This is a genomic window from Ktedonobacter robiniae, assembly GCF_016587375.1.
Taxonomy (GTDB): Bacteria; Chloroflexota; Ktedonobacteria; order Ktedonobacterales; family Ktedonobacteraceae; genus Ktedonobacter; species Ktedonobacter robiniae.
Genome location: NZ_BNJG01000001.1, coordinates 4,714,483 through 4,740,070 on the forward strand (window position 1 = coordinate 4,714,483; position 25,588 = coordinate 4,740,070).

Annotated in this window: 18 protein-coding genes; 13 read left to right on the plus strand and 5 right to left on the minus strand. The window is 55.5% G+C overall.

Annotation, left to right across the window (positions count from 1 at the left end; translation table 11 throughout):
• Nucleotides 1-65 precede the first annotated feature (65 nt).
• From argB to hisF, 7 genes are all read left to right on the plus strand, one after another.
• Nucleotides 66-935, plus strand: coding sequence for an acetylglutamate kinase (argB, locus tag JMJ04_RS19765; protein ID WP_201372141.1), 870 nt, complete (start codon nt 66-68; stop codon nt 933-935).
• Between the two features lie 287 nt (nt 936-1,222).
• Nucleotides 1,223-2,755, plus strand: coding sequence for a histidine--tRNA ligase (locus JMJ04_RS19770; RefSeq protein WP_201372142.1), 1,533 nt, complete (start codon nt 1,223-1,225; stop codon nt 2,753-2,755).
• Entirely contained in the window at nt 2,752-3,831 is a 1,080-nt protein-coding gene (gene hisG / locus JMJ04_RS19775) for an ATP phosphoribosyltransferase (RefSeq protein WP_201372143.1), read from the plus strand. Before JMJ04_RS19770 ends, hisG begins: the two co-directional genes overlap by 4 nt.
• Nucleotides 3,828-6,176, plus strand: coding sequence for an HAD family hydrolase (locus tag JMJ04_RS19780; protein ID WP_201372144.1), 2,349 nt, complete (start codon nt 3,828-3,830; stop codon nt 6,174-6,176). Before hisG ends, JMJ04_RS19780 begins: the two co-directional genes overlap by 4 nt.
• Before the next feature lie 18 nt (nt 6,177-6,194).
• On the plus strand, nt 6,195-6,806 hold the full coding sequence (gene hisH / locus JMJ04_RS19785; RefSeq protein ID WP_201372145.1) for an imidazole glycerol phosphate synthase subunit HisH: 612 nt from the start codon (nt 6,195-6,197) through the stop codon (nt 6,804-6,806).
• On the plus strand, nt 6,803-7,525 hold the full coding sequence (hisA, locus tag JMJ04_RS19790) for a 1-(5-phosphoribosyl)-5-[(5-phosphoribosylamino)methylideneamino]imidazole-4-carboxamide isomerase (protein ID WP_201372146.1): 723 nt from the start codon (nt 6,803-6,805) through the stop codon (nt 7,523-7,525). Before hisH ends, hisA begins: the two co-directional genes overlap by 4 nt.
• Nucleotides 7,526-7,534: 9 nt before the next feature.
• Complete coding sequence (hisF, locus tag JMJ04_RS19795; protein ID WP_201372147.1) at nt 7,535-8,302, plus strand: imidazole glycerol phosphate synthase subunit HisF; 768 nt, start codon at nt 7,535-7,537, stop codon at nt 8,300-8,302.
• A 70-nt stretch (nt 8,303-8,372) separates the two neighbouring features.
• Here the strand turns inward: hisF and JMJ04_RS19800 are convergent, their stop codons facing one another.
• A complete protein-coding gene (locus tag JMJ04_RS19800) occupies nt 8,373-8,780 on the minus strand; it encodes an NUDIX hydrolase (RefSeq protein WP_201372148.1) in 408 nt (135 codons plus the stop codon).
• 156 nt (nt 8,781-8,936) lie between these two features.
• Nucleotides 8,937-9,887, minus strand: a complete 951-nt coding sequence (locus JMJ04_RS19805; RefSeq protein WP_201372149.1) for a tetratricopeptide repeat protein — start codon at nt 9,885-9,887, stop codon at nt 8,937-8,939.
• 810 nt (nt 9,888-10,697) lie between these two features.
• Here JMJ04_RS19805 and JMJ04_RS19810 point away from each other — a divergent pair.
• From JMJ04_RS19810 to JMJ04_RS19825, 4 genes are all read left to right on the plus strand, one after another.
• Entirely contained in the window at nt 10,698-12,428 is a 1,731-nt protein-coding gene (locus JMJ04_RS19810) for a cellulase family glycosylhydrolase (protein WP_201372150.1), read from the plus strand.
• 259 nt (nt 12,429-12,687) lie between these two features.
• On the plus strand, nt 12,688-13,554 hold the full coding sequence (locus JMJ04_RS19815; RefSeq protein WP_236038184.1) for a TrmB family transcriptional regulator: 867 nt from the start codon (nt 12,688-12,690) through the stop codon (nt 13,552-13,554).
• Nucleotides 13,555-13,577: 23 nt separating this feature from the next.
• Nucleotides 13,578-14,852, plus strand: a complete 1,275-nt coding sequence (locus JMJ04_RS19820) for an adenylosuccinate synthase (protein WP_201372152.1) — start codon at nt 13,578-13,580, stop codon at nt 14,850-14,852.
• Nucleotides 14,853-15,017: 165 nt separating this feature from the next.
• Nucleotides 15,018-15,752 carry a PIG-L deacetylase family protein gene (locus JMJ04_RS19825; protein ID WP_201372153.1) on the plus strand — a complete coding sequence of 245 codons (735 nt, stop codon included), beginning with the start codon at nt 15,018-15,020 and terminating at the stop codon, nt 15,750-15,752.
• Between the two features lie 148 nt (nt 15,753-15,900).
• On the opposite strand, the gene JMJ04_RS19830 is transcribed toward JMJ04_RS19825, so the two are convergent.
• Entirely contained in the window at nt 15,901-19,098 is a 3,198-nt protein-coding gene (locus JMJ04_RS19830) for a bifunctional cytochrome P450/NADPH--P450 reductase (RefSeq protein ID WP_201372154.1), read from the minus strand.
• A 247-nt stretch (nt 19,099-19,345) separates the two neighbouring features.
• Here JMJ04_RS19830 and JMJ04_RS19835 point away from each other — a divergent pair, with 247 nt between their 5' ends.
• Nucleotides 19,346-20,581: a cytochrome P450 gene (locus JMJ04_RS19835; RefSeq protein WP_201372155.1), complete on the plus strand. Its 1,236-nt coding sequence runs from the start codon at nt 19,346-19,348 to the stop codon at nt 20,579-20,581.
• Nucleotides 20,582-20,714: 133 nt separating this feature from the next.
• Here the strand turns inward: JMJ04_RS19835 and JMJ04_RS19840 are convergent, their stop codons facing one another.
• On the minus strand, nt 20,715-21,770 hold the full coding sequence (locus JMJ04_RS19840) for an aldose 1-epimerase (RefSeq protein ID WP_201372156.1): 1,056 nt from the start codon (nt 21,768-21,770) through the stop codon (nt 20,715-20,717).
• A 364-nt stretch (nt 21,771-22,134) separates the two neighbouring features.
• On the opposite strand from JMJ04_RS19840, the gene JMJ04_RS19845 reads away from it, so the two are divergent.
• Complete coding sequence (locus JMJ04_RS19845; RefSeq protein WP_201372157.1) at nt 22,135-24,114, plus strand: APC family permease; 1,980 nt, start codon at nt 22,135-22,137, stop codon at nt 24,112-24,114.
• 269 nt (nt 24,115-24,383) lie between these two features.
• Here JMJ04_RS19845 and JMJ04_RS19850 read toward each other — a convergent pair whose 3' ends face one another.
• Nucleotides 24,384-25,532 (minus strand): RNA-guided endonuclease InsQ/TnpB family protein, encoded by a 1,149-nt coding sequence (locus JMJ04_RS19850; protein WP_201372158.1) that lies wholly within the window; start codon nt 25,530-25,532, stop codon nt 24,384-24,386.
• Nucleotides 25,533-25,588 lie beyond the last annotated feature (56 nt).

The window sequence follows — 25,588 nt, forward strand, 5'->3', positions numbered from 1 at the left end:
TACTGTTGTGTGTAACCCGCGAGCCTCGGAGCATATGATGTAGAGTGAGGAGGAACATAGGAACGATGACAATAGCGTTTGAACGCACACCAGATGGTGAAATTATCAATGATCAACATCTTATAGCCAGAGTGTTAAGCGAAGCAATTAATTATATTAACTACCTTAAAGGCAAAATCCTGGTGTTTAAGCTTGGTGGCAGTATGCTGGAGCATCAGCAAGAGGTATTGCAGGATATCGTCTGGCTGCATCAACTGGGCGCGCTTCCTGTACTGGTGCATGGTGGTGGACCCTATATTAATGACTGGTTGACGAAGCTCAGTATTCCGACGCGTTTCCTGGATGGTATGCGCGTCACCGACGCGGAGACCTTAGAGGTGGTACGCATGGTGTTGCGCGGGCAGGTCAATCAGCGCCTGGTACTGATGCTCTCGCAGTTGGGAGCTAATGCGGTTGGCCTGTGCGGGACAGATGGCAATATGGTACAGGCACGTATGTTAGATGAGCGCCTGGGCTTTGTGGGTGAGGTGGAGTCGATTGATTCCTCATCTGTGCATACCTTGCTGGAGCAGGGCTTTATTCCGGTGATCGCGCCACTAGGTCAGGGACCAGATGGCACCTGCCTCAATATTAACGCGGACCTGGTCGCCGCGCACCTGGCGGGCGCGTTAAACGCGGAGAAGCTGATCTTTTTGAGTAACGTGGTCGGCATCTGTCGCGCCGATGGAACCTTGATTTCCGAATTGAGCGATGCCGAGGCTCGCCGCTTGATCGACGAGGGCGTGATCAGCGGTGGCATGATCCCCAAGGTTTCGGCCTGCCTGGATGCGCTGGCGGCAGTGCCGCGTGTGCATATCGTGGATGGTCGCGAGCCGCATGTGCTCCTACGCGAACTCTGCACAGACCAGGGCGCGGGTACGATGATTATCCGCTAAAAATTGGGGGATAGTGAGTGTGGTACGTGCTTGTGGCCGCAGGCCACAAGCACGTACCACACTCACTATCAGGCGAGCGCCGTAGGCGTGAGAAGTACTTTAGACGCATGGCTTCACCGCAAGTCAGCAAATATGTTTTATACTACATAGCAGAGAACAAGAGAGTTGTCCCCGTCAGCGTTGACATCTGGAAAGGGCAGAGTCTTTCCAAACGCTAACGGGGACATGCGTTTATTGCCGCCTGCATTACGCAGGAAATGTGACTGTAACAGTGGAGAGGACGTTCCATGAAGAAGCGCGTTGAGCGATTGCGAGGTATGTACGACCTTTTACCAGAGGTCTATCAGCAACAGCAGTGGGTAAGCGAGAAGGTGAGCAAGCTGTTAGAGCACGCGGGCTATGCCCATGTCGATTCCCCCGTGCTAGAGCATAGCGACCTCTTTCATGCCAGCTTTGGTCAGGAGCTATGGCAGAACCTCTACGCCTTTCGTATCCATCAACGCGACCTCTGCCTGCGCCCAGAATATACCGCCTCCATCTGCCGTTTGTACCTGGACCATTATCAGCAGCAGGGGCTGCCGCAGCGTTTTCAGTACGCTGGCCCCATTTTTCGCTATGAGGCTCCGGGACGCAGCCGTTATCGGCAGCATACGCAGCTTGGCATTGAAATCTTTGGTGGTCAACCAGCGGCCGCGGATGCTGAGATGATCCAGCTGGCATGCGAGGTTCTCCACGATCTAGGGATCTCACGTTATCGCCTGGAACTGGGGCATGTGGGCGTCGCGAGCGGCTTCATCAACCGCCTGCACCTCGATGATCACGCGGCCCGCCTCTTGCTTGGCCTGATGGAACAGATCAGTCGGTCGGAGGAGGGGGAGCGCCTGGCGCAAGAGCGGCTGGAGCGCCTCTATCCCGCGGACCAAGCCTTGAACAAGATGGCGTCAGAAGTTTCGCCGCCAGCCACGGTCTTGAGTGGAGTAGATGCACGCTATATCTCGTCGCTCTTGAGCGGTATCAGCATCTCCTTTGGCGATGACGACGTACGGCGCGAGGTCGTGGAGCGCTTCTTGTGGAAAATGGGGCGCAATGAGCAGCGGCGACAGATCCTGAACGCACTGGAGTTTTTGCGTGAGCTGCATGCCGTCTCGGGTCCTCCTCCAGCCGTCTTTGAGGCAGTGGCAGAACTGCTAGAACGCTATGGCCTCGACACCGCCCCCCTCAACGAGTTGCGCCAACTGGTGGCCGTTGTTGAGCAGTGTGGTGTGCCGAGTGAGCAGATCCTGCTGAACCTCTCACTAGGACGTGGTGTGAGCTATTATACGGGCCTGGTCTTCGAGATTCACGCGCAGGAGGCTGATGGCTTCGATGCTCAGCTCTGTGGTGGAGGGCGCTATGATCGCCTCATGCGAGCCGTAGGCAGCTCGCGCGATATCGCGGCCTGTGGCTTCGCCATTGGCCTTGAGCGCTTACTCGCGCACATTCCCCAGGCCACGCTACCAGTGTTAAATCAGACACAGGCCCTGGTGATTCCAGTCAGCGCGAATGAATTTCCCTATGCCCTTCGCGTGGCGCGAGCCGCACGCGAGGCGGGTCAGCCCGTAGAGGTGGATATCAGCGGGCATGGTGTCGGCGCGGGATTGAAGCAAGCTGTTAAGAAGCAGATCCCCCTGGCGCTGATTGTGGGCGAGGATGAAGCCAGGCAGAACGAGGTAACGGTACGCAATCTAGAGACAAGCGTCGAGTGGCGTCTTCCATTTGGCGAGCTTGCCAATGGCCTGGTAGCAGATTTTGGTGAAGAGCAGAAGGAGCAGTTGGTATGAGTGCCCAGGAACGAGTGCGTTTAGCCTTGCCAGGGAAGGGAGCCCTGGAGGGCGCGACTATGTCATTTCTTGCCGAGTGCGGCCTGAAGGTCAGCCGTAGTAATCCGCGTCAATACCTGGCGCGCATCAAAAGTATGCCTGACCTGGAGGTTGTCTTCCAGCGGGCCGCCGATATACCGGCCCTGGTCCAGAGTGGCGACGCGACCCTGGGTGTCTCGGGCTATGATATCCTGGCGGAACATCGAGGCTACGGTGATGACCTGGCCGAAGAGGACCACCTGGATGAAGACCTGCTGGTGCTCATGCGCGACCTGGGGTATGGGAGCTGCCGCCTCGTCCTGGCTGTGCCGGAGACCTGGATTGATGTCAGCTCCTGCGCGGATCTCTGGCACTTATCGGGGTATTATCGCACACATCGAGGGCGGGGACTGCGTATCGCCACCAAGTATCCCGTGCTGACCTCGCAGTTTCTGCGGCGACATAATATTACGCACTGCAAGATATTTTCGCCGCATGGCGCGCTAGAGGCCGCTCCGCTGACCGACACTGCCGACCTGATCGCGGACCTGACCGAGACGGGCACGACCCTACGCGAGAACCATCTCAAGCTGCTGGACGATGGCGTGATCCTGCGCTCTCAGGCCTGCTTGATGGGCAATGCGCGTCTCCTCAAGCAGCATCCACTCGCGCTTAAGCTGACAGAGACGGTCCTGGAGCTGATCGATGCGCGCAACCAGGCGCGCAACCGCTCACTGCTAACCGCCTATATGCGCGCAGAGAGCTTTGAGGGGATGCGCGATGCCTGTGGACGGCTCAACCAGCGCCTGAAGGCCATGGGGGCCGGAATCGAGTTCCGTATGGTCAATTCAGAGCTGGATGGTGAGTCGGCCCCTGACCAGTACACGCTCTCGGGTGTGGCCAAAGTCGGTGAGGCAGCGCCTCAATTGCTGGAGACGGTGGCGGTACTGCGCCAGGCCGGAGCCACGCATATCAACGTGACGCCGCTGACCTATCGCTTCGCGCAGGAATCCGTGAATGCGCGTGCACTCAGGGAAAGGCTGAAGAGGTTATCTTGAAAAAAACAGTGATTTTTGATCTGGATGGTGTGATTACCAGCGAGGAGATGTACTGGACGACGGCGGGCCTGGTCTTGCATGAACTGCTCTATAGCCCGCGCTACTGGAATGTGAATGGACGTTCGGAGTACACGCCACCCCGGACAGTCGAGGAGTGCCGCGCCTGGAGCGAGGCGGTCTTTCCTGAGGCCTTGATTCAGGGCTTAAAGGCGCGAGCCGTCAACTCAAACTGGGATACCTGCTATGCCGCTTTCTGCCTCTACTTGATCGATGTGCTTGCCCAGGTGAGCGACCACGCCGCCCTCTGGCCACCGCGTGTCGAAGATGCCGCCTGGAATGCGCGCTTACGCGGGCAACTGGCCCAGGCCCGTCCCCAGGTAGACCCTGAGCGCCTACGACCGCTCACCAATCCCACGCTCGCTGGTTATACAGGCTTTGATCTGCTGGCACGCCTGGATATCCTGGCTCGCCAGGCTTTGCATGTCGAGAGCGAGGGAGGACTTGGGCATTATAGCCCCTCCTGGAAGTTCTGCCGTGACCTCTTCCAGGAATGGTACCTGGGCGATGCGCTCTTCACGCAGGATTATGGGCGAGCGCCCTGGCAGACAGGCAAGATTGGTTGCATCAACTTTGAGCAGCCTCTTCTACCAGTTGAGCAGTTGCGCGCAACGCTTGAGGATTTGCATACCCAGGGATATACCCTGGGCATCTGCACCGGGCGTGGCGGCTTCGAGGCTCTCACTCCCCTGCGTAACTATGGGCTGCTCACTTTCTTTAGTGCTGAGCATATTGTGACGCATACCGAAGTAGCGGAGGCAGAGCGGCGCCTGCGGGAAGAGGGACGACCCCTGACCCTGGCCAAGCCGCATCCCTTCCCCTTCTTGCGCGCCGCCTTCCCAGAGTATATGCCGGGTGATCCCCTGCCGCCGCGTGGCAGCTTTCTCGTGGTTGGAGATACGACCAGTGATGTGCGAGGGGCGCACGCGGGAGATGCCTTCTGTCTCGCGGTCCAAACCGGAGCCAGAACTGAGGAAGCACGTATTCTGCTCGAACAGAGCGCTCCCGACTTTCTGTTAGAGGATGTGACGCATGTCCCTGCCCTGGTGCGCCAGATCGATGACCTGGGCACGATCCAGCGGCTCCAATTTCACGAGCGTGAAAAAGCAGAGCAACTCCTACAACGCTGGTTCGCGCTTCAGATGGATCTGCGTATCGACAGCATTCAGCTTACGCCCAAAGCCGTCTCGCTCAATTCATTTAATGGTTTCTATCGGGTTGGTGGCGAGGAGTACTTCTTTAAGACACATGTAGAGGACCAGGGGGTTCTGGCGGAGTACTATAACGCCACGCTTCTGCACGAGGCGGGCTATAACGTGGTCTTGCCCGTGCGCACATTGCGCAGGAGCGGCCAGCAGATGGTCATCTACCCGGTTATTCGCTGGCCGGTAATGTTCGACATGATGCGTGCTCTGGAGACCGAGCAGCCAGTCCAGGCCTCCTTCGAGCAACTGGTCGCCGCTGAGCAACTGGAGTGCGAGCGCCTCTTGCATATTTACCAGGAGACAGAGGCCCCGGTGAGTGCCGAGGAGCACGAGGCGGCCCCCATTCACCAGCTGTTCTGGTATCGCCTGACCGGGGGACGCCTGACCAGCTTCTACGAGGGGAAGAGCCTTCCGCTTCCTACGCAGCCCGAGCGTGAAATTACCTTTGCGCAGCTCTGCACCTATCGCTGGTGTATTAATGGGCAGATGCAGCGCCTGACGCTGGGTGATTTGATTGAGCGCGCCAAAAGCGTGCTCCAGCCAGCCCAGGCCGGGCTGACCGTGGTAGGGCATGGCGATGCCCACTTTGGCAACGTCTTTCTGGAGGAGGGGCGCGAATACCTTTACTTCGATCCCGCTTTCGCTGGTCGACACTCGCCCTTGCTGGACGTTATTAAGCCGCTCTTTCATAATATCTTCGCGAGCTGGATGTACTTCCCGCGGGAGATCGCGCCGGACTGCTCTTTGCAGGTGAAGGTCGATGAGCAGGAAGGCTGTATCGAGATCGCATATGATTTCACGCTCCCACCCGTACGCGAGGCCATCCTCCAGACCAAGCGCGAGCATTTGTTGAGACCATTGCTCGCCTGGCTCTCTTCACAGGGGGCCTTGCCGGAGAATTGGGAAGAGATCATGCACTCTGCGCTGCTCTGCTGCCCCTTGCTGACAATCAACCTCTTTGATGGGCAGCGCCTACCGCCGCTCATTGGCTGGCTGGGATTGACCTACGCTGTGTCGCTGGGGCAGGAGACGGAGATACTCTCGCCGCGTCTGTTGGTGGAGACGGTTGAGCAGGAATGCTAGAAGGGAGAGGTGTTATTCATGATTGCCATTGTTGACTATGGAGCGGGCAATATTCACAGTATCGCCAAGGCCTTAGAGCACGTTGGGGGCGAGGTACGTGTCACCGACGAGGCGGCGGTGGTCTCGCGTGCGCGTGCCGTCGTCCTGCCTGGTGTTGGATCGGGAGGCTCGGCCATGAAGCGTATGCGCGAGCGCGGTCTGGATGACGCCATTCGCGAAGCCACGCAGGCGGGCAAGCCATTTTTAGGCATTTGCCTGGGCATGCAACTTCTCTCTGAGCACCATGACGAAGGGGAGACGGCGGGCTTAGGCCTCTTCCCAGGCGAGGTGCGGCGTATTCCTTATGGTCCGAAGATTCCGCATATGGGCTGGAACCAGGTGCAGCCACTGCGTGAGGACCTGTCCATCTTCGCGGGCATCCCCAACGAGGCATATTTCTATTTCGCGCATTCGTATTATGTGGAGCCACGTGACCAGGCGGGTGTCGCAGGCGTGACCGAATATGGCTCGCCCTATTGTACCGTCATCGTCACTGAGCAGGTTTGGGGCACGCAGTTTCACCCAGAGAAGAGTGGCGTGGTTGGCCTGCGTATGTTGAAAAACTTTGTGGATTGGACGAGGCGAGCATGATTATTCTTCCCGCGATTGATATCAAAGATGGCCTGTGTGTACGCCTCTACCAGGGCGACTACGCGCAGGTGACGACCTATGACCGTGATCCAGTGCAGGTCGCCCAGCGCTGGCAGGAGGCGGGTGCGAGCTGGTTGCATGTCGTTGATCTGGATGGCGCGGCCCAGGGTCGCCCCGTTAATACTGATCTCATCCAGCGGATGCGGCGAGAGACAACGCTGCAGATCGAGGTTGGGGGGGGCATGCGCAGCCTGGAGCAGATTGAGCAGGTGCTGGCCCTGGGCGTGGAGCGTGTTATTCTGGGCACGGTCGCGCTGCGTGATCGTGCGCTGCTGGAGGCGGCGCTTGCGCGCTGGGGAGAGCGAATCGTGGTTGGCCTGGATGCGCGTGATGGCTTTGTCGCCGTCTCGGGCTGGTACGAGACCTCGCAGGTGCGCGCTACAGCGTTAGCCGGCGAACTGTCCAGGTTGGGCGTGCGGCGCTTTGTGTACACCGATATCGCGCGCGATGGCGCGCTGAGCGGCCCCAATCTGCCCGCCTTGCGCGAGATGCAACAGGCGTCCGAGAGCGCGCTGATCGCCTCGGGCGGAGTCAGCTCACTTGAGGACCTGCGCGAACTGGCACAGTCAGGCGTAGAGGGCGCGATTGTTGGCAAGGCTATTTATACCGGCGCGGTCGACCTGGCGCAGGCGGCGCGCGAGTTAGAGAAGGGAGTGTGATCAAAGGCTATGTTGACCAAGCGTATTATTCCCTGCCTCGACGTCGCCAATGGTCGTGTCGTCAAAGGCGTGAACTTTATCAACCTGCGTGACGCGGGCGATCCCGTAGCCCTGGCGACCTTCTATAACGACGAGGGGGCCGACGAGGTGGTCTTCCTCGATATCACCGCCTCCTATGAGCAACGCGCGACCATGCTCGATGTGGTGCGGCGTACCGCCGAGCAGGTTTTTATTCCGGTCACCGTGGGTGGAGGTATCCGCACGGTGGAAGATATCCGCGCCACGCTGGGAGCCGGCGCCGACAAGACCTCGCTGAACACCGCCGCGGTCCAGCAGCCTGAGCTTTTGCGCGCGGGAGCGGAGCAGTTTGGCGCGCAGTGTATTGTGCTGGCGATTGATGCGCGTGCCAATTCCGCTATGCCCAGCGGCTACGAGGTCTTTGTACATGGTGGGCGCACGCCAACCGGGAAGGATGCCCTGGAGTGGGCGCAGTATGGCGTCGAGCTTGGCGCGGGCGAGATCTTGCTGACAAGTATGGATCGCGATGGTACCAAGCAGGGGTATGATTTGGCATTGACACGTAAGATCGCGAGCGCGGTGAGCGTTCCGGTAATCGCCTCGGGCGGCGTAGGTACGCTAGAGCACCTCTATGCTGGTTTAACGGAAGGGGAGGCCGATGCCGTCCTGGCTGCCTCTATCTTCCACTTTGGCGAGTATCGCGTACGCGACGCGAAGGCATATCTGCATGCGCGTAATGTGATTGTGCGCCCAGCATAAAATTTATAAATCTAAAGAATATGGAGCATACTGCCAGTATGCTCCATATTCTTTAGATTGGCGTTGGGTGTTAGGCGAGCAGGTCTTTGGCGTGGAGGTCGTCGAGGACGAGTTGGAGCACGGTAGAGCAGCGTGCGCGGTCGGTGTATGCCACAAAGGCAATTTCCTCGATCTCGCTACTGGCCTGGGGTTCTCCCTGGATCTTCGCGCTATAGCAGGTTGTGCGCACGAGGGTCCCGGCGGCTTTCCCGTGTGCCTGCGCCTCAAAGGTGCCGAAGTAGTGTTCTGTCCCAGGCTCAAGCGAGACATTCAGTTCCTCTAGTACCTCGCGGCTGAGTGCGGCATAATCGCTCTCCCCTGCCTCGCGCTTGCCGCCAGGCAGATAGTACATATCTTTCCCCTGTGAGCGTGTCACCAGGAGCTTTCCATCCTGTAGATAGATAAGGGCTAATTTATCGATGAAATGTGTGTCTTGCATAGTGATATGATGCCTCCCAAATTCCTGCACAAGGAACCAGGCTGTATCATAGCAGAGGTATATGCGGGCTGTCCAATAACCCATGACCCGCTACAGGCGTACGCGGCTATTGGGGGCCTGGAGGAGTAGCCGCGTACGCCTGTAGCGGGCCACCCATTAACGCGTGGGCGCGGCATGGGTGATGAACTTGCGCACTCCTGGATCGCGGGGGAAGGCCTCGATGAGCACATGTTGGTATTCGAGGAGGCGGTTCATCAGCATTTTGGAGGAGAGCGTATGTACCTCTGAGGCTGCTTCCTGGGCTATCACCAGGCTGGCCTCTTTCTCGCGCTTTTTGGCATAGGCCTCCGCCAGAGGAATAAGGGTCAGGGCGCGTCGTGAGCGCCAGTGTTCCGGAAACTGAGCGAGAGATTGTTCGAAATGGGTAATGGCCTCGTTGTAGCGTCCATTCATCAATGTGCAGTTGCCCGCTATTTGATGCCAGGTCGCGGTGTCAAATTCATCATTAGGCGTCAGGGCTTTGAGCATTTGTCCCGAAATCTCAAGCTTCTCCTGGACGATGGCATAGTCCTGGAGGGTAGCCGCGTTGTATGCCCAGTTCGCCAGTAAGTGTGCTTTGGAACAGAGAAACTCTTCACCCTCCTGCTCTTCAATCAGGCGATAGGCCTCCTCGATATACTGGATAGCGCGACTGTAGCGACCCGCAAAGTTGGCGGCAATCGCCTGCCAGTTCCGGCTCTGAGCCTGGTGCCAGGGGTCTTGCGCCTCGGAGGCCGCGGCATAGGCTCGGGCATACATTTGTTCCTCAGCCTCGCTGGCATCCAGGTGATGGAGGGCTGAGCCAATCAGGTTGTAGATTGAGGCCGAGAAGATGGCGTGGACGCGTGGAGAGAGCAAGGTATGGATATAGTCCAGGAGCATACGCAGAGCATGACCAACGGCAAGAACCTGTTCAGGCCGGCTGGCGTGAGAGAATTGCCAGGCCTGGTTGACGCTATGTGTAAAGGATTCCTGCAATTGGAAACATTCGCTGGCAGACATATGCTCCTTGAGATGTAGAGAACCGATACCATAGTGTTGTAGCGCCAGGCGCACGGATGTGGGCATACCGCGTAGGCTTTGGGAGACGATGTGTAGTGATTCAAAGAGCGTTTCGGGCGTCCATTGCTGTTCGAAGGCTGAGGAGAGCTGACTCGCGCCAAGAATGAGCCAGAGCCCTGTCTGTTCCTGGAAGGGTGTCGTCGCGATGGGCGTGGCTGTTGTGTGAGTGGCGTGCCCCTCGTGCCGGGGGAGGTGTTAGTAGGGTCTAGCTCATGCAAGTGTGCAGGAGCTAGTGCAGGCGACGATGAAGTGGCTCGGGTCGTCAGTAATTTTTTTTGCCCGCGCTCAGGGGTTATGGCCAATCCCAATTCTTGCGAGGTCAAGCCAAAATAAGTGCATAAACGCCGACGTGACTCCGCGTTGATGGAATAATTATGTTCCGCGCGCCAGATTGTGGCTGTACTCATATTCGTCTCCTGGGCCAGTTGTTCAATCGTCAGATTGTAGCGAGTACGTGCGGTACGCAGGGGATGGGTAGCTGCTTTCTTCATTTTCGACCTCTATGTCGTTAGCGATGCAAAGCACTGAAGATACGCTTATCTTTTACAGTATGTTATTTGTTCATAGCTGTCAAGTAAGCCACCCTACCTTCTTTAGTCTGTTCTTGGACTTTTTTACATTGTATAGGCGTATCTCTCCTCTTCTAATGGGCTGTGATGTAGAGTAAAGATATATTTCCTGCTGATTTCTATTCAGTTTTTTATCAATCACGTCGCCGAAATTGACTCTTTCCCAAATAAAAAGGTATATCAAGAAGAGAGTTAACTATTTTGCATCTCCAAAGCAGGGAAGCAAGCTATGAAAGCGAGGAGGTCTATGCCTGCGCAAATGCTCCAACGTCGCAGTTGGTGGCAACAGGGACGTTTCACTCTCCCAGTAGTTGTGTTATTAGTGCTCATATCGTGTCTCACTATGGAATTTACGACTCACACCACAGCCCAGGCTGCCGGCACGGGCTACTGGCATACCAACGGATCACAGATCTTAGATGCAAATAATCAGCCGGTGCGTATCGCGGGCATTAACTGGTTTGGCATGGAAACGGCCAACTATGCGCCCCACGGACTCTGGACGCGTAGCTACAAGGATATGCTGGATCAGGTCAAGGGCTTGGGGTATAATACCCTGCGCCTGCCCTATTCAAACCAGCTCTTTGACGCGGGGAGCACCCCCAACGGGATCGATTACAATAAAAATCCCGACTTACAGGGTTTAAGTGGTATCCAGATCATGGACAAGGTGATTGCCTATGCCAGCCAGATTGGCTTACGGACCATTCTGGACCAGCATCGCCCAGATTCTGGCGCGCAATCGGCCCTCTGGTATACCTCCGCGTATCCTGAATCACGCTGGATCTCCGACTGGCAGATGCTGGCCCAGCGTTACAAGGGGAATCCCATGGTCATAGGTGCAGATCTGCACAACGAGCCGCATTCGCCTGCCTGTTGGGGCTGTGGCGACCAGACCGTGGATTGGCGTCTCGCAGCCGAGCGGGCAGGTAACGCGATCCTCTCGGTCAACTCCAACTGGTTGATCTTTGTAGAGGGTGTTGACTGCTTTGGACCGGGTGGTCAAGCCAGTGGCGACTGCTACTGGTGGGGAGGCAATCTCGAGGGAGCGGCGCAGTATCCTGTGACCTTGAATGTTGCTAATCGCCTCGTCTACTCCGCGCATGACTATCCAGCAAGTGTCTACAATCAGGCCTGGTTTAGCGCTCCAAACTATCCCAACAATCTGCCTGGTGTCTGGGATACGCATTGGGGCTATCTCATCAAGCAAAACATTGCCCCCGTCTGGCTGGGCGAGTTTGGTACGAGGCTAGCGACTACCTCGGATCAGCAGTGGCTCACAGCATTGACCAACTACCTGGGCAAAGGTGCGAGCGGCATTAACTGGACGTTCTGGTGCTTGAATCCAAATTCCGGCGATACAGGCGGCATCTTAAATGATGACTGGACGACCGTCAACCAGACGAAGCAGGCCTATCTTACGCCGATTGAGTTCCCGCTTGATGCGAGCTCTGGTGGGGGCGGTACACCGACGCCCACACCAACGACAACTACTACGCCCACACCCACACCGCCTCCTGGCTCGGCCTCTGTAAAGGTGTACTACAAAAATAATGACTCTAATCCCACCGACAACCAGATCAGGCCGGGACTGGAGGTCGCCAACACAGGGAGCAACACCATTAATCTGAGCGATATCACCGTTCGCTACTGGTATACCAGCGATAGCAATGTCTCCCAGGCGTACTCGTGTGACTATGCCCAGATTAGTTGCTCCAATATCAGCGCTAGATTCGTAGCCGTCTCTCCGGTGCGTACAAACGCCGATTATTACCTGGAAATTAGCTTTACCTCGGGCGCGGGAACGCTTGCCCCTGGCGCTAACACTGGTGATATTCAGAACCGCTTCAACAAGACCGATTGGAGCAATTACAACGAGAACAATGATTACTCATACGGCCAGGCGACAAGTTATACAGCCTGGACGAAGGTGACGGCCTACTATAAAGGCCAGCTCATCTGGGGAACGGAGCCATAGACGAAGGGCCTTTTCCCCTACCCTTCTAGCGCCCCTGCCCTGTCTCAAGACAGGGCAGGGGCTTTTCTGTGTGGTCGAGGTTAACTATCAACATGGATAAAGTTTATCGTGTGCCGGGTCGATAGAAGAGAACGGTAGATCGTGCTAGCTTTGTTCGCGGTGTGCCCCCTTGACAAATCGACGGGGAACCGATTATAGTAGTAGTTGTTGCTACTACTACTACTAAAGATGAAAGGGAGAGCGAACTGCGGTGGGTGCGATGATTGAAGAGCTAAAGTATCTGGGCTTTACCGGAGCGGAGGCGCAGGTCTACATCTATCTTTTGCAATATCCCAATGCAACGGGCTATGAAGTAAGTAAGGGGACCGGACTGCCGCGCGCCAATACCTACCAGGCGTTGGAGACACTGGTTACTAAAGAGGGCGTGATTGCTGTTACACCTGACCCGGTGCGTTACGCTTCAGTGCCGCCTGCGCAGTTGCTCAAGCGCATTCAGCAGGAGACGGCGCAGCGTTGTCACGACCTGGAGCAGCAGCTCTCAGCACTGGAGCAGCCTGATACCATTGGACACTTCTGGGAGTTGCGGGAGCGCCAGCGTATAGAGACGCGCCTCACCGAATTGATCGCGGGCGCGCAGCATCGAATCGCGGCCAGCCTCTGGGCTGAGGATGTCGAGCGTCTCTCGGGCGTCTTGCGTGCGGCGCGTGATCGTGGCTGTGTCATTATTTTGAATCTCTTTGGTGAAGTGGACGCGGATTTTGCGACCATCTACCGGCACGAGGTTCCTGAAAAGGTCGTAGGCGGCCATGTAGTCGCGCTGGCAATCGATTTTCAAGAGGCCCTGGTGGCCTCCTTGGATGCCCCGGCAAGCGGAGTGGTAACACAGAACCGCACCATGGTACGCGTGGTGGAGAAGTTGATCCGAGATGAAGCCTATCTGGCCGCGATCTATGAGCAGTTCTCACAAGAGCTGGAGACGGCCTTTGGCACGCACCTGGTTCATTTACGTCGCCGCCTCCTGCCGCAGGCGGACGCCGAGCGGCTGGTTGCTGTCACCAGATTGGACGCGCAAACCCTGCATCTCTCATCCGAACTCGGGCGAGAAGTCAACACGGAAATGCTTTAATTGATAAGGAGCACGAATAGATTATGACTGCATCGGTAACTGTTGTAGTTGGTACACAATGGGGGGATGAGGGGAAGGGAAAGATTGTTGATCTCCTGAGCACAGAAGCGAACATGTGCGTTCGCTTCCAGGGCGGCGGCAATGCTGGCCATACCGTGATCAACGAGTACGGAACATTCAAGCTGCACCTGGTGCCCTCGGGTGTCTTTAATCCCCAGTGTCTCTCCATTCTGGGTACCGGCACCGTCATCGATCCGCCCGCGATGCTTGAGGAGTTGCAGGAGATCGCCTCTCAGGGTGTGAATATCGATAATGTGAAGATCTCCGATCGAGCACACGTCGTCATGCCTTATCATAAAGTGCTGGACAAAGTCGAGGACCAGGCGCGTGGAGCGTATCGTGTAGATACAACCGGGCGTGGTATTGGCCCTGCGTACACCGATAAAGTAGGTCGCATCGGTATCCGCATCAGCGATTTGCAGCATGAGCAGGTGTTGCGCGACAAGCTGGCGATTATCCTGCGCCGGCATAATGCAGTGTTGACAAATGTCTATGGTGAACAGCCGTTTGACCTGGAGCAACTGGTGGCTGAGGCCCTGACCTGGGGCGAGCAGCTCAAAGCGCGCATCGTAGACACGGTCCCTTTGATGCGAGCCGCCTTGCACGATGGGAAGCGTATCATGCTCGAAGGCCAGTTGAGTGTCATGAAAGACATCGACTGGGGCTCCTATCCCTTTGTCACCAGTTCATCGCCCTCGGCTGGCGGAGCCGCGGTGGGCGCGGGCATCCCTCCATGCTATATTAATCGTGTGATTGGTGTTGCCAAGGCCTATAGCTCTCAGGTTGGTACGGGTCCCATGCCAACGGAGCTCCTGGACGAGCTGGGCGCGCACCTGCGTGAACTGGGCGGAGAGTTTGGCGCGACCACGGGCCGCTCCCGACGTATTGGCTGGTTTGATTCGGTCGTCACACGCTATGTTACCGAGCTTAATGGGTGCACAGGCCTGGCTATTACCAAGCTAGATGTACTGGATACCTTTGCCGAAATTCCCGTCTGCACTGGCTATCGTTATCGTGGTGAGCTGATTACCGACCTTCCTGATCCATTAATTCATGAGGCATGTGAGCCTGTCTACGAGGTACTTCCTGGCTGGCAGCAGCAGACCAGCAGCATTCAGTCTTTGACGGGCCTCCCCTACAATGCGCGTGCCTACCTGGATCGCCTGGCCGAATTGACTGGTGTCCCCCTGCATAGCGTGGGCGTCGGTCCGCATCGCAACCAGACGTTACTGGCGTAAGGCTAGAGCTGATGAAGAGGGGCGTTGCCTGGAGCCTGTGGGCTACATGCAGCGTCCCTTCTGCTATCAAGAGCGTCTTCGCGCCTGCGAGCCGCGAAGAATATATTATAATATCTCTGGAATTTAAGCATAGAGATAGTTAGATTCAAAGGAATTTGTAACATAATGAGTGAGCAAATACTCAATAAAGTGGCGCTATGTGTTGTGGCGCATGCCGACGATACCGAATTTGGCATTGCAGGAACGGTCGCGAATTGGGCGCGCGACGGCTGGGATGTCTATTATGTTATTTGCACCGATTGTAGTGGTGGTGGTCCCGATGACGCTGAGGACCTCAGCCCTGCTGCCCGCCAGCGTACGGTGGAGACACGCAAACTGGAACAGCGTGCGGCGGCCCAGATTCTAGGTGTGAAGGATGTTATCTTCCTGGATTATCCTGATGGCCTGTTGCAGCCAACACTGGAGCTACGTCGCGAGATTGTGCGCCTGATCAGGCAGTATCGCCCCTCGCGCCTCGTCTGCCAGTCGCCAGAGCGCTCCTGGGCGCCTACCATGATTATCCCGCGCTACCATCCAGACCACCTTGCGGCGGGTGAGGCCGCTCTGGCGGCGGCCTATCCTGCTGCGCAGAATCCCTGGGACTTCCCCGAATTATTTGAGGAGGGGCTAAAGCCACATAAGGTCTCAGAGATCTATATTACCGCCGCGCCGATCTTAAATCACTATGTCGATATTACTGAGACCATGGATACGAAACTGGATGCCTTGCGCGCACATGAGAGCCAGGTAGGCCATAACCTGGAGTTCCTGGAGCGAATGTTGCGTGATGGCGCGAGCGCCCTGGGCGAGCCACACGGCTATATCTACGCCGAAGCCTTCCACCTGACTCGTAACGGCTAAATCTCTCGTAGAGAGCCTCTAGATATAAAGTAAGTAGAAGAGGAGCGCTGGGGGCGCTGCTATAGCATCGCCCCCAGCGCTCCTCTTCTACTTGCGACCTTACCTTAACTGGTGCCCCAGATGTCGACCAGGTAGCGGTTCTGGGCACTCATGTCTTGTAGCCACTGATCGGCCTCCTGGCCGCTTTTGCCGGTTTTTGCCTGGTAGAGCTGTTTATAGCTCTCGGCAATGGCGGGAACCATACGGGCAGTATCGCCACACACATAGGTGACGGCCCCTGTTGTAGCAGAATCCAGATGGCATCCTGCTGTTCCAGCACCTTATCCTGGACGTAGGCCCTGGGTTGTGACGCTACACGTGAGTAGACCGCGAATACCTTGACAATACCATTGTCTTCGCCGCGTTTGATCTCCTCTGGATAAAGCAGGTGCAGCGGATCGCGGCAGCCAAAGAAGAGCAGGGCTGGTCCAACCTCTTTCCCGGCTTGCTTTTGCCGTCCTCGCTCCTGCAAGAAGCCACGGAAGGGCGATACCCCGGTGCCTGCTGCGATCATAATAATGGGCGTGCGTGGGTCCTCTGGGAGGTGGAAGGGACCATTAGTGTTCTGCACAAAAGCATAGACGATATCACCAGCGTGCTGATTGCGCAGGTAGCTGGTGCAGACGCCCTCGAAAGTGCCATGTCCCGACCAGGCTGGCCCCTGGACAATTCCCACGGAGAGGCTGCATTCGTCTGGCTTGAGGAGAGGCGACGAGGAGATGGAGTAATACCTGGGGCGTAAAGGTGTCAGGCAGTCCAGGAAGACATTGAACGGCATCGTACACGAAGGATATTCTTCGAGCAGGTCAATGAGCGATTTGCGTTGCTCAAGCACCTCTTTTTTGTAGGTCGCCTCACTTTCTGGACCTGAGCCAACCAGCATTTCCAGGCGCGCTCGCTCACTATCATCACTGGTATATTCAAGCATACGCTCGATATGAGTGCGTGTGGCGACGTCCTGGAGTTCGATATAATTGGCAAGCAGATCATAGACAGAAATGGGCTCCTCAACTGGGGCGGCGGGCTTGCGTTCATCATTGGCGTGCAGCTGGATGATCGTCTGGCGATCAAACTGGAAATGGTCCGCGATGCGTGTTACCTGCTCTTCAGGATTGCTGGCCAGCACGCCCAGGTGGTCGCCTGTGCGATAGGGCATGTTTGGAGGCAGCGAGATCTGGAGATGGCGTGTAGAGTCGCCATTGAGTGCATCCGGTTGATGTTGAACCAACTCCCTGTTTTCCAGGATCGTCATTGGTTGCGCCCCAAAGGAGTTGATGAAGGGATAGGGATGTGGGCGGCGAATGATCTCGATATCATAGCGCGGCCTATACTCGCGTTTGACCTCTTCCTGTGGTGTGAGCGAGAGGGCCTGGGCGACCGAGTTCCATAGCCCATTGTACCAGGAGCGGAATTGCCCGTCGAAATCACCTGCGGCATCGCCCTCGCCCCGCTGATAGACACGCCTGGCCCCTGCCTGTTCAAGCGCGCTATCCAGCAACTTGGGAATGGCCTGGAAGGTGCTCGTCCACTCATGGTTGCCGCATCCAAAGATGGTATAATTCACTCCTTTAAGGGCATCTGGCGCGAGACCGCTCTGTAGCCAATGGCAAAATGCACTGGCATTATCGGGAGGCATACCATTGTAGGACGAGGTAACAAGCACAACGAGACCCTCTTTAGGCAGCTTATCGACATAGTTGTCTAGCTCGCCCACAGTGGCCTCAAAGCCACGGGCGCTGCCAGCCTCCGCGATACGATGCGCAATCTCCTCGGCTGTGCCAGTGTTTGAGCCATAGAGCGCGAGTAGGGTCGTCCTCTGGGCTATTTTTTGCGGTATCTCTGGCTCGGGGTGCGTGGCCTCGACCATGACTGGCTCTGCATCACTGACGGTATCCTCGTCTAGAGGCGTAATAATGATGTGGTCGATATCGGTACGCGGCCTGACGCGCATATAGAAATCGGCGGGCTTAATGGTTAGCGCCTCGCGAATCTTCAGCTGATAGATGCCGGTGGTGTAAGGATAGAAGCGCTGGAGCATCATACCCAGAACGAGAGTCGCCTCCTGGAGGGCGAACTCGCGTCCGATGCAGGCGCGTTGCCCGGTGCCAAAGGGCTTGTAGGCATTGGCTGGACGCTGCTTTTCTGCCTCTGGATTGAAATGGTGGTCGGGATTAAAGATCTCTGCGTCGTCGCCCCAGATGCTGCGATCACGGTGGAGCATAGGCGTCAGCGCGGTAATAGTGTCGCTGGGTTGAAGCTGATATTTGCCTGCCAGAAGGCGCTCCTCATAGGGGTAGCGATTAAACATTGGCGCGGTTGGGCAGAGGCGAAGCGTCTCTTTGAGGATCTGCTTGATATAGACAAGCTGGTGAATCTGTTCGTATGTGGGGGTCTTCCTGGTGTCTCGGCCCAGGACACGGTCGACCTCTTCATAGGCGCGATTGAGTACATCTGGATGGTGTAAGAGGAAGTAGGTCGCGAACGAGAGGAGCCCACTGGTCGTTTCATGCCCCGCGATCAGGAAGGTAATGATCTGATTGCGGATATTGACATCGTCGAGCTTCTCGCCTGTTTGTTTGTCTACTCCGTTCAACATGGCGTTGAGCAAGTCATTGTACTTCTGGCCCTCTGTCCCCATCATCTTGCGCTCTCTCACGAGCTGGTCGGCGGTCGATAAGAGGAGATCAAGGTCGGCCTGAAGCTGTCTGCGCTGGCGGAAGCGCAGCTTTTCTTCGATAGGTGGACGTGTCGCTCTTGCTGCGGTCGTGCTAAGGATATGCACCATCGCCTCGACGAATGGATGCATTTGCTCGCGAGTGATGGCGTGAAAATGGTAGCTGAAGCCACAGAGGCCAATTGTCTCCAGAGTGACCCTGGTCATATCATCGGGAACATTAATGAGATCCTCAGGATTAAGGTGCTCCCATTTGGCCATCAGTTGTTCTGCGGCATCGACCATCATAGGTACGTAGTTGCGCATGGCCTGAAGGCTGAAACTGGGCATAAGGATAGTGTGAGCCTTGCGCCAATTGGAGTCACTGGTATCCGCGGAAAAGAGGCCGCTACCAATAGCGCTACGCAGGCTGCGAACATTGACAGAGACGCGTTTATCAAAAAACTGATCGTTGCAGACCTCGTCAACGAGGGCAAAGCTAGAGAGAACGATACGCCTTGTGCCATCGGGCAGGGGGAGTTGGAAGATGGGACCATGCCGCTGGGCTTGCTTGATAAGATCGCGCACAGCCGACTCAGGATGCACATCTTTCATATCGCCCATGGGGATGGTGTCTAGCTGGGATCGTAACATGACAAAAAGGCTCCTTTACGAGAGCGCTTCCCTGCATTAACGACGCCGCAAAGATGAGAGACTGCTTCAAAAGATCGCTGTATGTGCATGGTTTGTTCTCTCTATTTATGATACCTGGACCACCATGACGTATGTTTTTTTACGAGATTTGGGGCAATTTGCTACGCTACAGATAGATGCTGTGATGTTGTGGACTGGGGTGGCAGACTCTGATTATGTTTTCTGTTCGCAGAAAGGAAAGAGCGCTTTGGAGCATACAGACAGAGGGCGCCAGGCAACTTCTCTAGATCCGCGCTCCCTACAGGATCAACTTCTCTATCCGCATGCGTGTTTTACGGCCTTGCGCGAGAAGCATGGCCCGTTAATGTATAATAATGCGGCACGTTTCTGGGAAGCCTTTGACTATGAACTTGTGCATTTGATTGCGAACCAGCATGAATTATTCTCATCTGATAGCGTGAAATATGCCGCAGAACGTAGTGTTGATGAGTTCCAGAGCATGCTCAATACCGACCCACCGCGTCATCGCCAGTTGCGCTCGCTTGTCTCTCAGGCCTTCACACCGCGTACGCTTGCTCAGCTTGCTCCACGTATTGCCGAGATTACCCAGAGTTTGCTTGATGATGTGATCGAACGTGGCAGAATGGATGTGATCGCTGACCTCTCCTTCCCCTTGCCAGTGATCGTCATCGCGGAGCTACTAGGGGTTCCATCTGAGGATCGTGTGCAATTTAAGCAGTGGTCGGATGAACTAGTGATGGGCGAGTATGGCGAGTTTGCCAGCGAAGAGCGCGAGGAGTATGAGCGTCGTGCGCGTGAGCGCTTCCGTAAGACGCTGGATACCATTTATGATTACTTTCGCGTGGTCATCGCCCAACGGAGGCGTGAGCCGCGTCATGACCTTATTAGCGAGCTGATCGCCGCTCAGATCGAAGGTGAGTATCTAACAGAACAGGAGCTGCTTAGCTTCTGTGCGCTCCTGCTGGTCGCGGGCAATATTACGACGACCAACTTGATAGGCAATGCCATCCTCTGTTTTGATGAGCATCCCGAAGTTATGGATCGGTTACGGCGGGAGCCTGACTTCATACCCGCAGCAATTGAGGAAGTCCTACGCTATCGCTCGCCAGTGACAGGGATTGGACGCTTCGCGACCCAGGATATTATCCTGCGTGATCGACATATTCGCCCGGGCGATTTCGTTATTGGCTGGGTCGCGTGCGCCAATCACGATCCTGAACAGTTCCCTGAGCCTGGAACATTTGACATTACGCGTACACCCAATCGCCATGTCTCCTTTGGCCACGGCATTCACTTCTGTCTTGGGGCGCCGCTGGCACGCCTGGAAACAAAGATTGCCCTGAACATTATGCTTGAGCGTATGCATGCTCTGCAGCGTAATCACGATCTGCCGCTCCCGCCGGTGCATAGCTCCTTCATCTATGGCGCAAAGTCGCTGCCCATTCTCTTTGAGGAACGCTAAACAGAGCATCAATAGGGGATATCGAAAAAGGGAGGTGTAGAGGCGTGAGGTGCCAGGCGACCGCCCGGCACCTCACGCCTCCTCTGAGCGTCGCAGGCGCAAAATTCTGGATGGAGGCTCAATCGCCCAGTGTTTAGCTAAAGGTGGGTGTATAGTGAAGTGTCCCACTATAGCTCTGTCCAGGAGCAACCTCAAGCAGATGCGCCATCTGACGCTCGCGCTCGCCCTGGTTGTGCAGGTTAATGGCATCAGTTGAGCAGGTCTGATGCTCGACACAGAGGTAAGAGGCGCCTGGAGGCGCGTAGATGACGATATGCGTAAAATCGTCACTGGCGGTAATCCGTAGTTGCAAGCCACGCTTCTTATAGTCTATAATTGCTGCTTCGCCTGAATGGATCTGGGTGTAGACATGGTCCAGGTTCAGACACGAGACTGGACGACCCTGGCGCAGATCGTACATGGCGTACATGAGTTTCCCCACCTCGAAGATGCGGCCTGTTGGCAGCAGAGCATCATCTGCCTCCATCACTGCGTCCGTTGGTAGCGTAACGTAGGTCTCTTGTGCGCCGTCAAGGATCGGGAAGTAAGGGTGGAGCGCAAAGCCAAAGGGGAGATCGTGCGTGTCTTTGTTCTCTACTTTATAGGTAATGTCGATGCCCTGGTGGGTGAGAGTATAGGTCAGTGAGAGACGGCTGCGGAAGGGATAGGCCGCAAAGTGGGGACTCTCAGGCGTCTGCTCAATGTAGGTGGTGACGCTAACGCTATCGGCTTTAATGATGGGCTGCTCATATTGCCAGATCTGATCAAGGACCAGGCCATGCACCAGGGCTTTATCTGTCTCGACTCGTTTTACATCCTGTAGCGAGTAGTTTTTTCCCTGATAACTATAGTGCTTGTCGCGTACACGATTGGGGAGAGGCCAGAGCACAAAGTTGCCAATAAACTGTTTTTGTTTGAGGAGCTCACTCTCATAGTAGATAAGATCGAGTGCTCCAACGCGAAAGCGAAACAAATTGCTACCCAGTTCAGGCGTAATGCCTACCTCCATGCTGTGGGTAGCGTCGTCTTTATCTGTGTAGGTAAGTGAAATAACGGTTGTGTTAATTTCGGGATCAATGCCTATTCGTGCCCCAAAGGGACTCTTCACTTCTTGCTTCATGGTATCACTTGCTCGCTGCTGGTCTGTCATAAGGACCCTTTCTAAACATGTTTCATGTATTCCTAACATGGAAAGCTCTGCCGTTAGCATACCAATCGTGAAAAAGCGCGTGTGCTCCTGTTGTTTCAGCCTCAGCTCGCTGCGCGAATCTTCGGGGTAAGGGGTGTGTGCCATAACATGCGTTTGCAAGTAGTATATGCTATGTTCTCTCTCCTGTTCAAATCGCTGTTTGCTAGGTGGGGAAGCCTGTTATCAGGAGAGTGTCACGCCAGGCTCAACTGTTTCGTGCCAATAGCAGCCACTGTGACGCATCGCAAGCGCGCCACGTATCGTTGTACAAGTAAAAGATATCCCTATGTTTCCCCGTGAGAAGAGAGAGCAAGAGGACGCAGGTATGGAACAGCAGAAGCAGACACAACAGCTCGGGCCGCTCCTGTGTTGGGCGGTCGTCTTTGCCGATATTGGCACCTCTATCTACTATGTGCCAGGTATTCTCTATACAACTGTTGGGAAACTGGCGGGCTTTTTTGTCTTCTTAACGATGTCGGTCTTTCTCCTGTTGACCTTTAAATATGTAGAGGTGACCTATCGCTTCCCCCAGGGTGGTGGTGTAGTAACGGTGGCGAGCCAGGCGCTTAATCGCTGGTTTGGAGCTCTGGGTGGCATGTTTATCCTGGTTGACTACTTTCTTACTGCAGCTATCAGTAGTCTCTCGGGTATCTTGTATCTCAGCGTCGTCTTTCCTATGTTGGGTACAGGCACGAGCGTATTTGGTTTTAGCCTTACCGTCTGGCTGACGCTGCTTGTGCTAGTGTTACTGGGCATTCTGAACTGGGTGGGCATCAGCGAGAGCGCACGGGTGAGTATGGTGGGTGCCTGCATTGCCTTCGTAAGTGACCTGGCAATCCTGGTAACTGTCTTTACTCATCTCTCATTTCAGCAATTCTTGAGCCTCTTCCCCGAGATGTTTAGCGGACGAGCAATTACGCCAACCTCCATCTTGATTGGGTACGCGGGGTCGTTCCTGGCCTTTTCGGGACTGGAGAGCATCTCGCAGCTTGCTCCCAACATGAAGTTACCACGTCGTATGGTTGGTAAAATGGCTCTCTTCCTCGTTGTGCTTACAGTAGGCCTGACCAGTCCCTTGCTGACAATGCTTTCGACCTTACTCTTACCCAATGATGCCGCCAATGCTGAGCGCTCGGCGCAGATCATCTCGCTCCTGGCTGGCCACTGGGGCGGGCCTATTCTGCAGACTGAGGTCGCTATCAGCGCGGGCGCGCTCCTCATTTTCGCCAGTAATACGGCGATCATTGGCTCATATCATGTCTTTCTGGCGCTCTCACGCATGGAGTTTTTTCCCGAGGCGCTTTTGCAGCGCAACAAACTGCGTGACACGCCCCACTATGCCATTACCCTGGCGACGGGAATTCCAATGGTGGTACTTCTCCTGGTACACGGCGATATCAATATTCTTGGCGATATGTATGCCTTTGGCTTGCTGGGGGCGTTTACGCTGACCTGCCTGGGGATGGATATTGTGCGCTACCGGCAGAACAAGGCTTATCGCTTGAAGAAGCTGCTGGAGAAGCAGAGCACGATTGTTGGGGGCGATGGGCAGAGCCAGGCTAAGCTGGAGGTGCACCAGGGAGATCAGCTAGAGGTCTCGGTGGATGGGCTGGTCGAGAGCCGACATGCGGTCGAGGAGCAGGCTGGTCCCGCCGAAGTTCCCGAGTCACCTAGCCATTGGGCAAGCTCTCCCGTCAATTTCTGGCTTGGTATTCTTACGACGCTTCTTGTGATGATTGCTTGGTGTACAAATCTGATCGCCAAGCCGCTGGCAACGGCCTTTGGTGGCTCGGTCGCGGTTGTAGGCATGCTTATTGCCTTCGCCAGCTATCTCTACCATCGGCGCCGCGGTCGTGTCTCGGTAGTCACAACTGGCGTTACAAAGCATGTGCCGGGTACGGTCCTCGCGATTTTGAGTTCGAACGATCCGAATAACGAGAAAGTCATACAAGCAGCGATCAACAATAAGGAACACAGGCCAGTTGTCTTTCTCTACCTGGGGCAAGGCGAAACTGAGCGCCGGGAGATTTTTCGCATGACGGAACCTCATATTAACGATGTGCAGGCCAAGGATATCCTTGGACGCGCGAATCACCTGGCCCTGGAGAAGCACATAGAGTGCTATTTCCTCTATCGTCAATATGCCCCCGACACGGTGCAGAGCGTATGGCGAACACTTCATCCAGGTGAGATCATTCTTGAGCAGAGGCAGCGCAATCTGTTGGGAAATCTATCGCTTGTGCCCGAGAGCGAAGAGGATGATGTACTCCGCCTGCGCAAGGCGCATCACGTAACCGCACTCTAAGAGGAGGTTGCTTCGTGTCAGATGTGGTCTGGTAATGTCACAGGCATTACCAGACCACATCTTTTTACTCCTACGAGCCGCGTAACGGTGAGAAAGTCTGTCACAAAAAGCAAGCTGCAACGATTATTGTATATGGCTTTTAATCTATGGGTCGTTTGACACATGCTTTTCTATCATCAGTGCCCTATACTACACTGACTCCTGGTGTAGCATATTTCTGGAAAGCTAAATATGTCAGATACCCCATGCATACATGCAGGGGCTTGTCCCTACGCCGAAGCATGAGACGAGAGGCCGTCTGACACCGACCCACCAGCCAAAGGTGTACCGAGGCTGGCAAGAGATACAACATACTTGTTGCGAATGTTACGAGAGGCGTTGAGGTCAGCATTGAGGCTGAATCCACACATACGGCAAAGGAAGAGGCTTTGAGAACGACGGTTATTGCGCGCCTGATGTCCACAACACGAGCAGGTTTGCGAGGTATGGCGTGGGTCAACCTTCACGACAGCCACGCCTTTCTCCTGCGCTTTATAGCTCAAGAAGGAATGGAACTGGGCGAAGCTCCACGAATGCAGGCGGCGTTGTCCTTCGCCTTTGCGTATGCGCGCACGAGAGCGAATATGCGTCAGGTTCTCAAGCACAATGGTGCTACCGGGTGGAGCATGCTGAACGATGCGTTTGGAGAGGACGTGGTCATGGTCTTTTCTCTGCCGAAACCGTTTGCCCGAAAGCTTTTTCAGGTGCCTTTTAGCAGATTTGGTGTTCTTGGTTTGCAACTGACGTTTGAGACGGAAAATGCGGCGCTCTTGTTCTTTCCATCGACGCTCACCCAAGAACAGATGCTTGGAAGTTACAGCGGGGTGGGTCAAACCAAGGTCAACGCCTATCATCTCATCAGAAGAGGGGCGAGCCGGATCAGGAAGACGGACCACCACATGCAAGGTGTACTTCCCTTTGCGATAGCATAAGTCAGCACTACAGATCTTGCCGCCAAGGTACTTTTCTGCATATTTGGGAACGGTAAAGGAAAGTTGTACACGTCCTTGCACCGTGGCAAGGCTGGTCGTCAGGGTCTCCCACTTGACCCAGTAGGAACGCTGATCGTAGCGGATAGGACAGACACGAGAGCGTGGAGCACGTGCCTTGCGACCCTTCTTCACCCGGTCAAGCGCACTCTTGACGGCTTCGGTGGCTTTGACATGAGCGGCACACACCAGTTGCGCAGGCATGTTGGGATCCTGCAGACGCAAGTCATAGTAGGTGCGCTTATGCAGTTCCACCCCATTGCTGCACTTGGTAGTAAAGCCTTCATCAGCCACGGCATTAAAGCAAGCAGTGTGCTCTTGCAATGTCTGTTGCAACAGGGTTGCTTGTTCGTGCGTTGGTGTCAGTTGCAAAACAAGTGTCCTATCCATGCAAAAAGCATCTCATATATATGAAGAATTGCCAAGTGGGTAGAATGCATCACTAC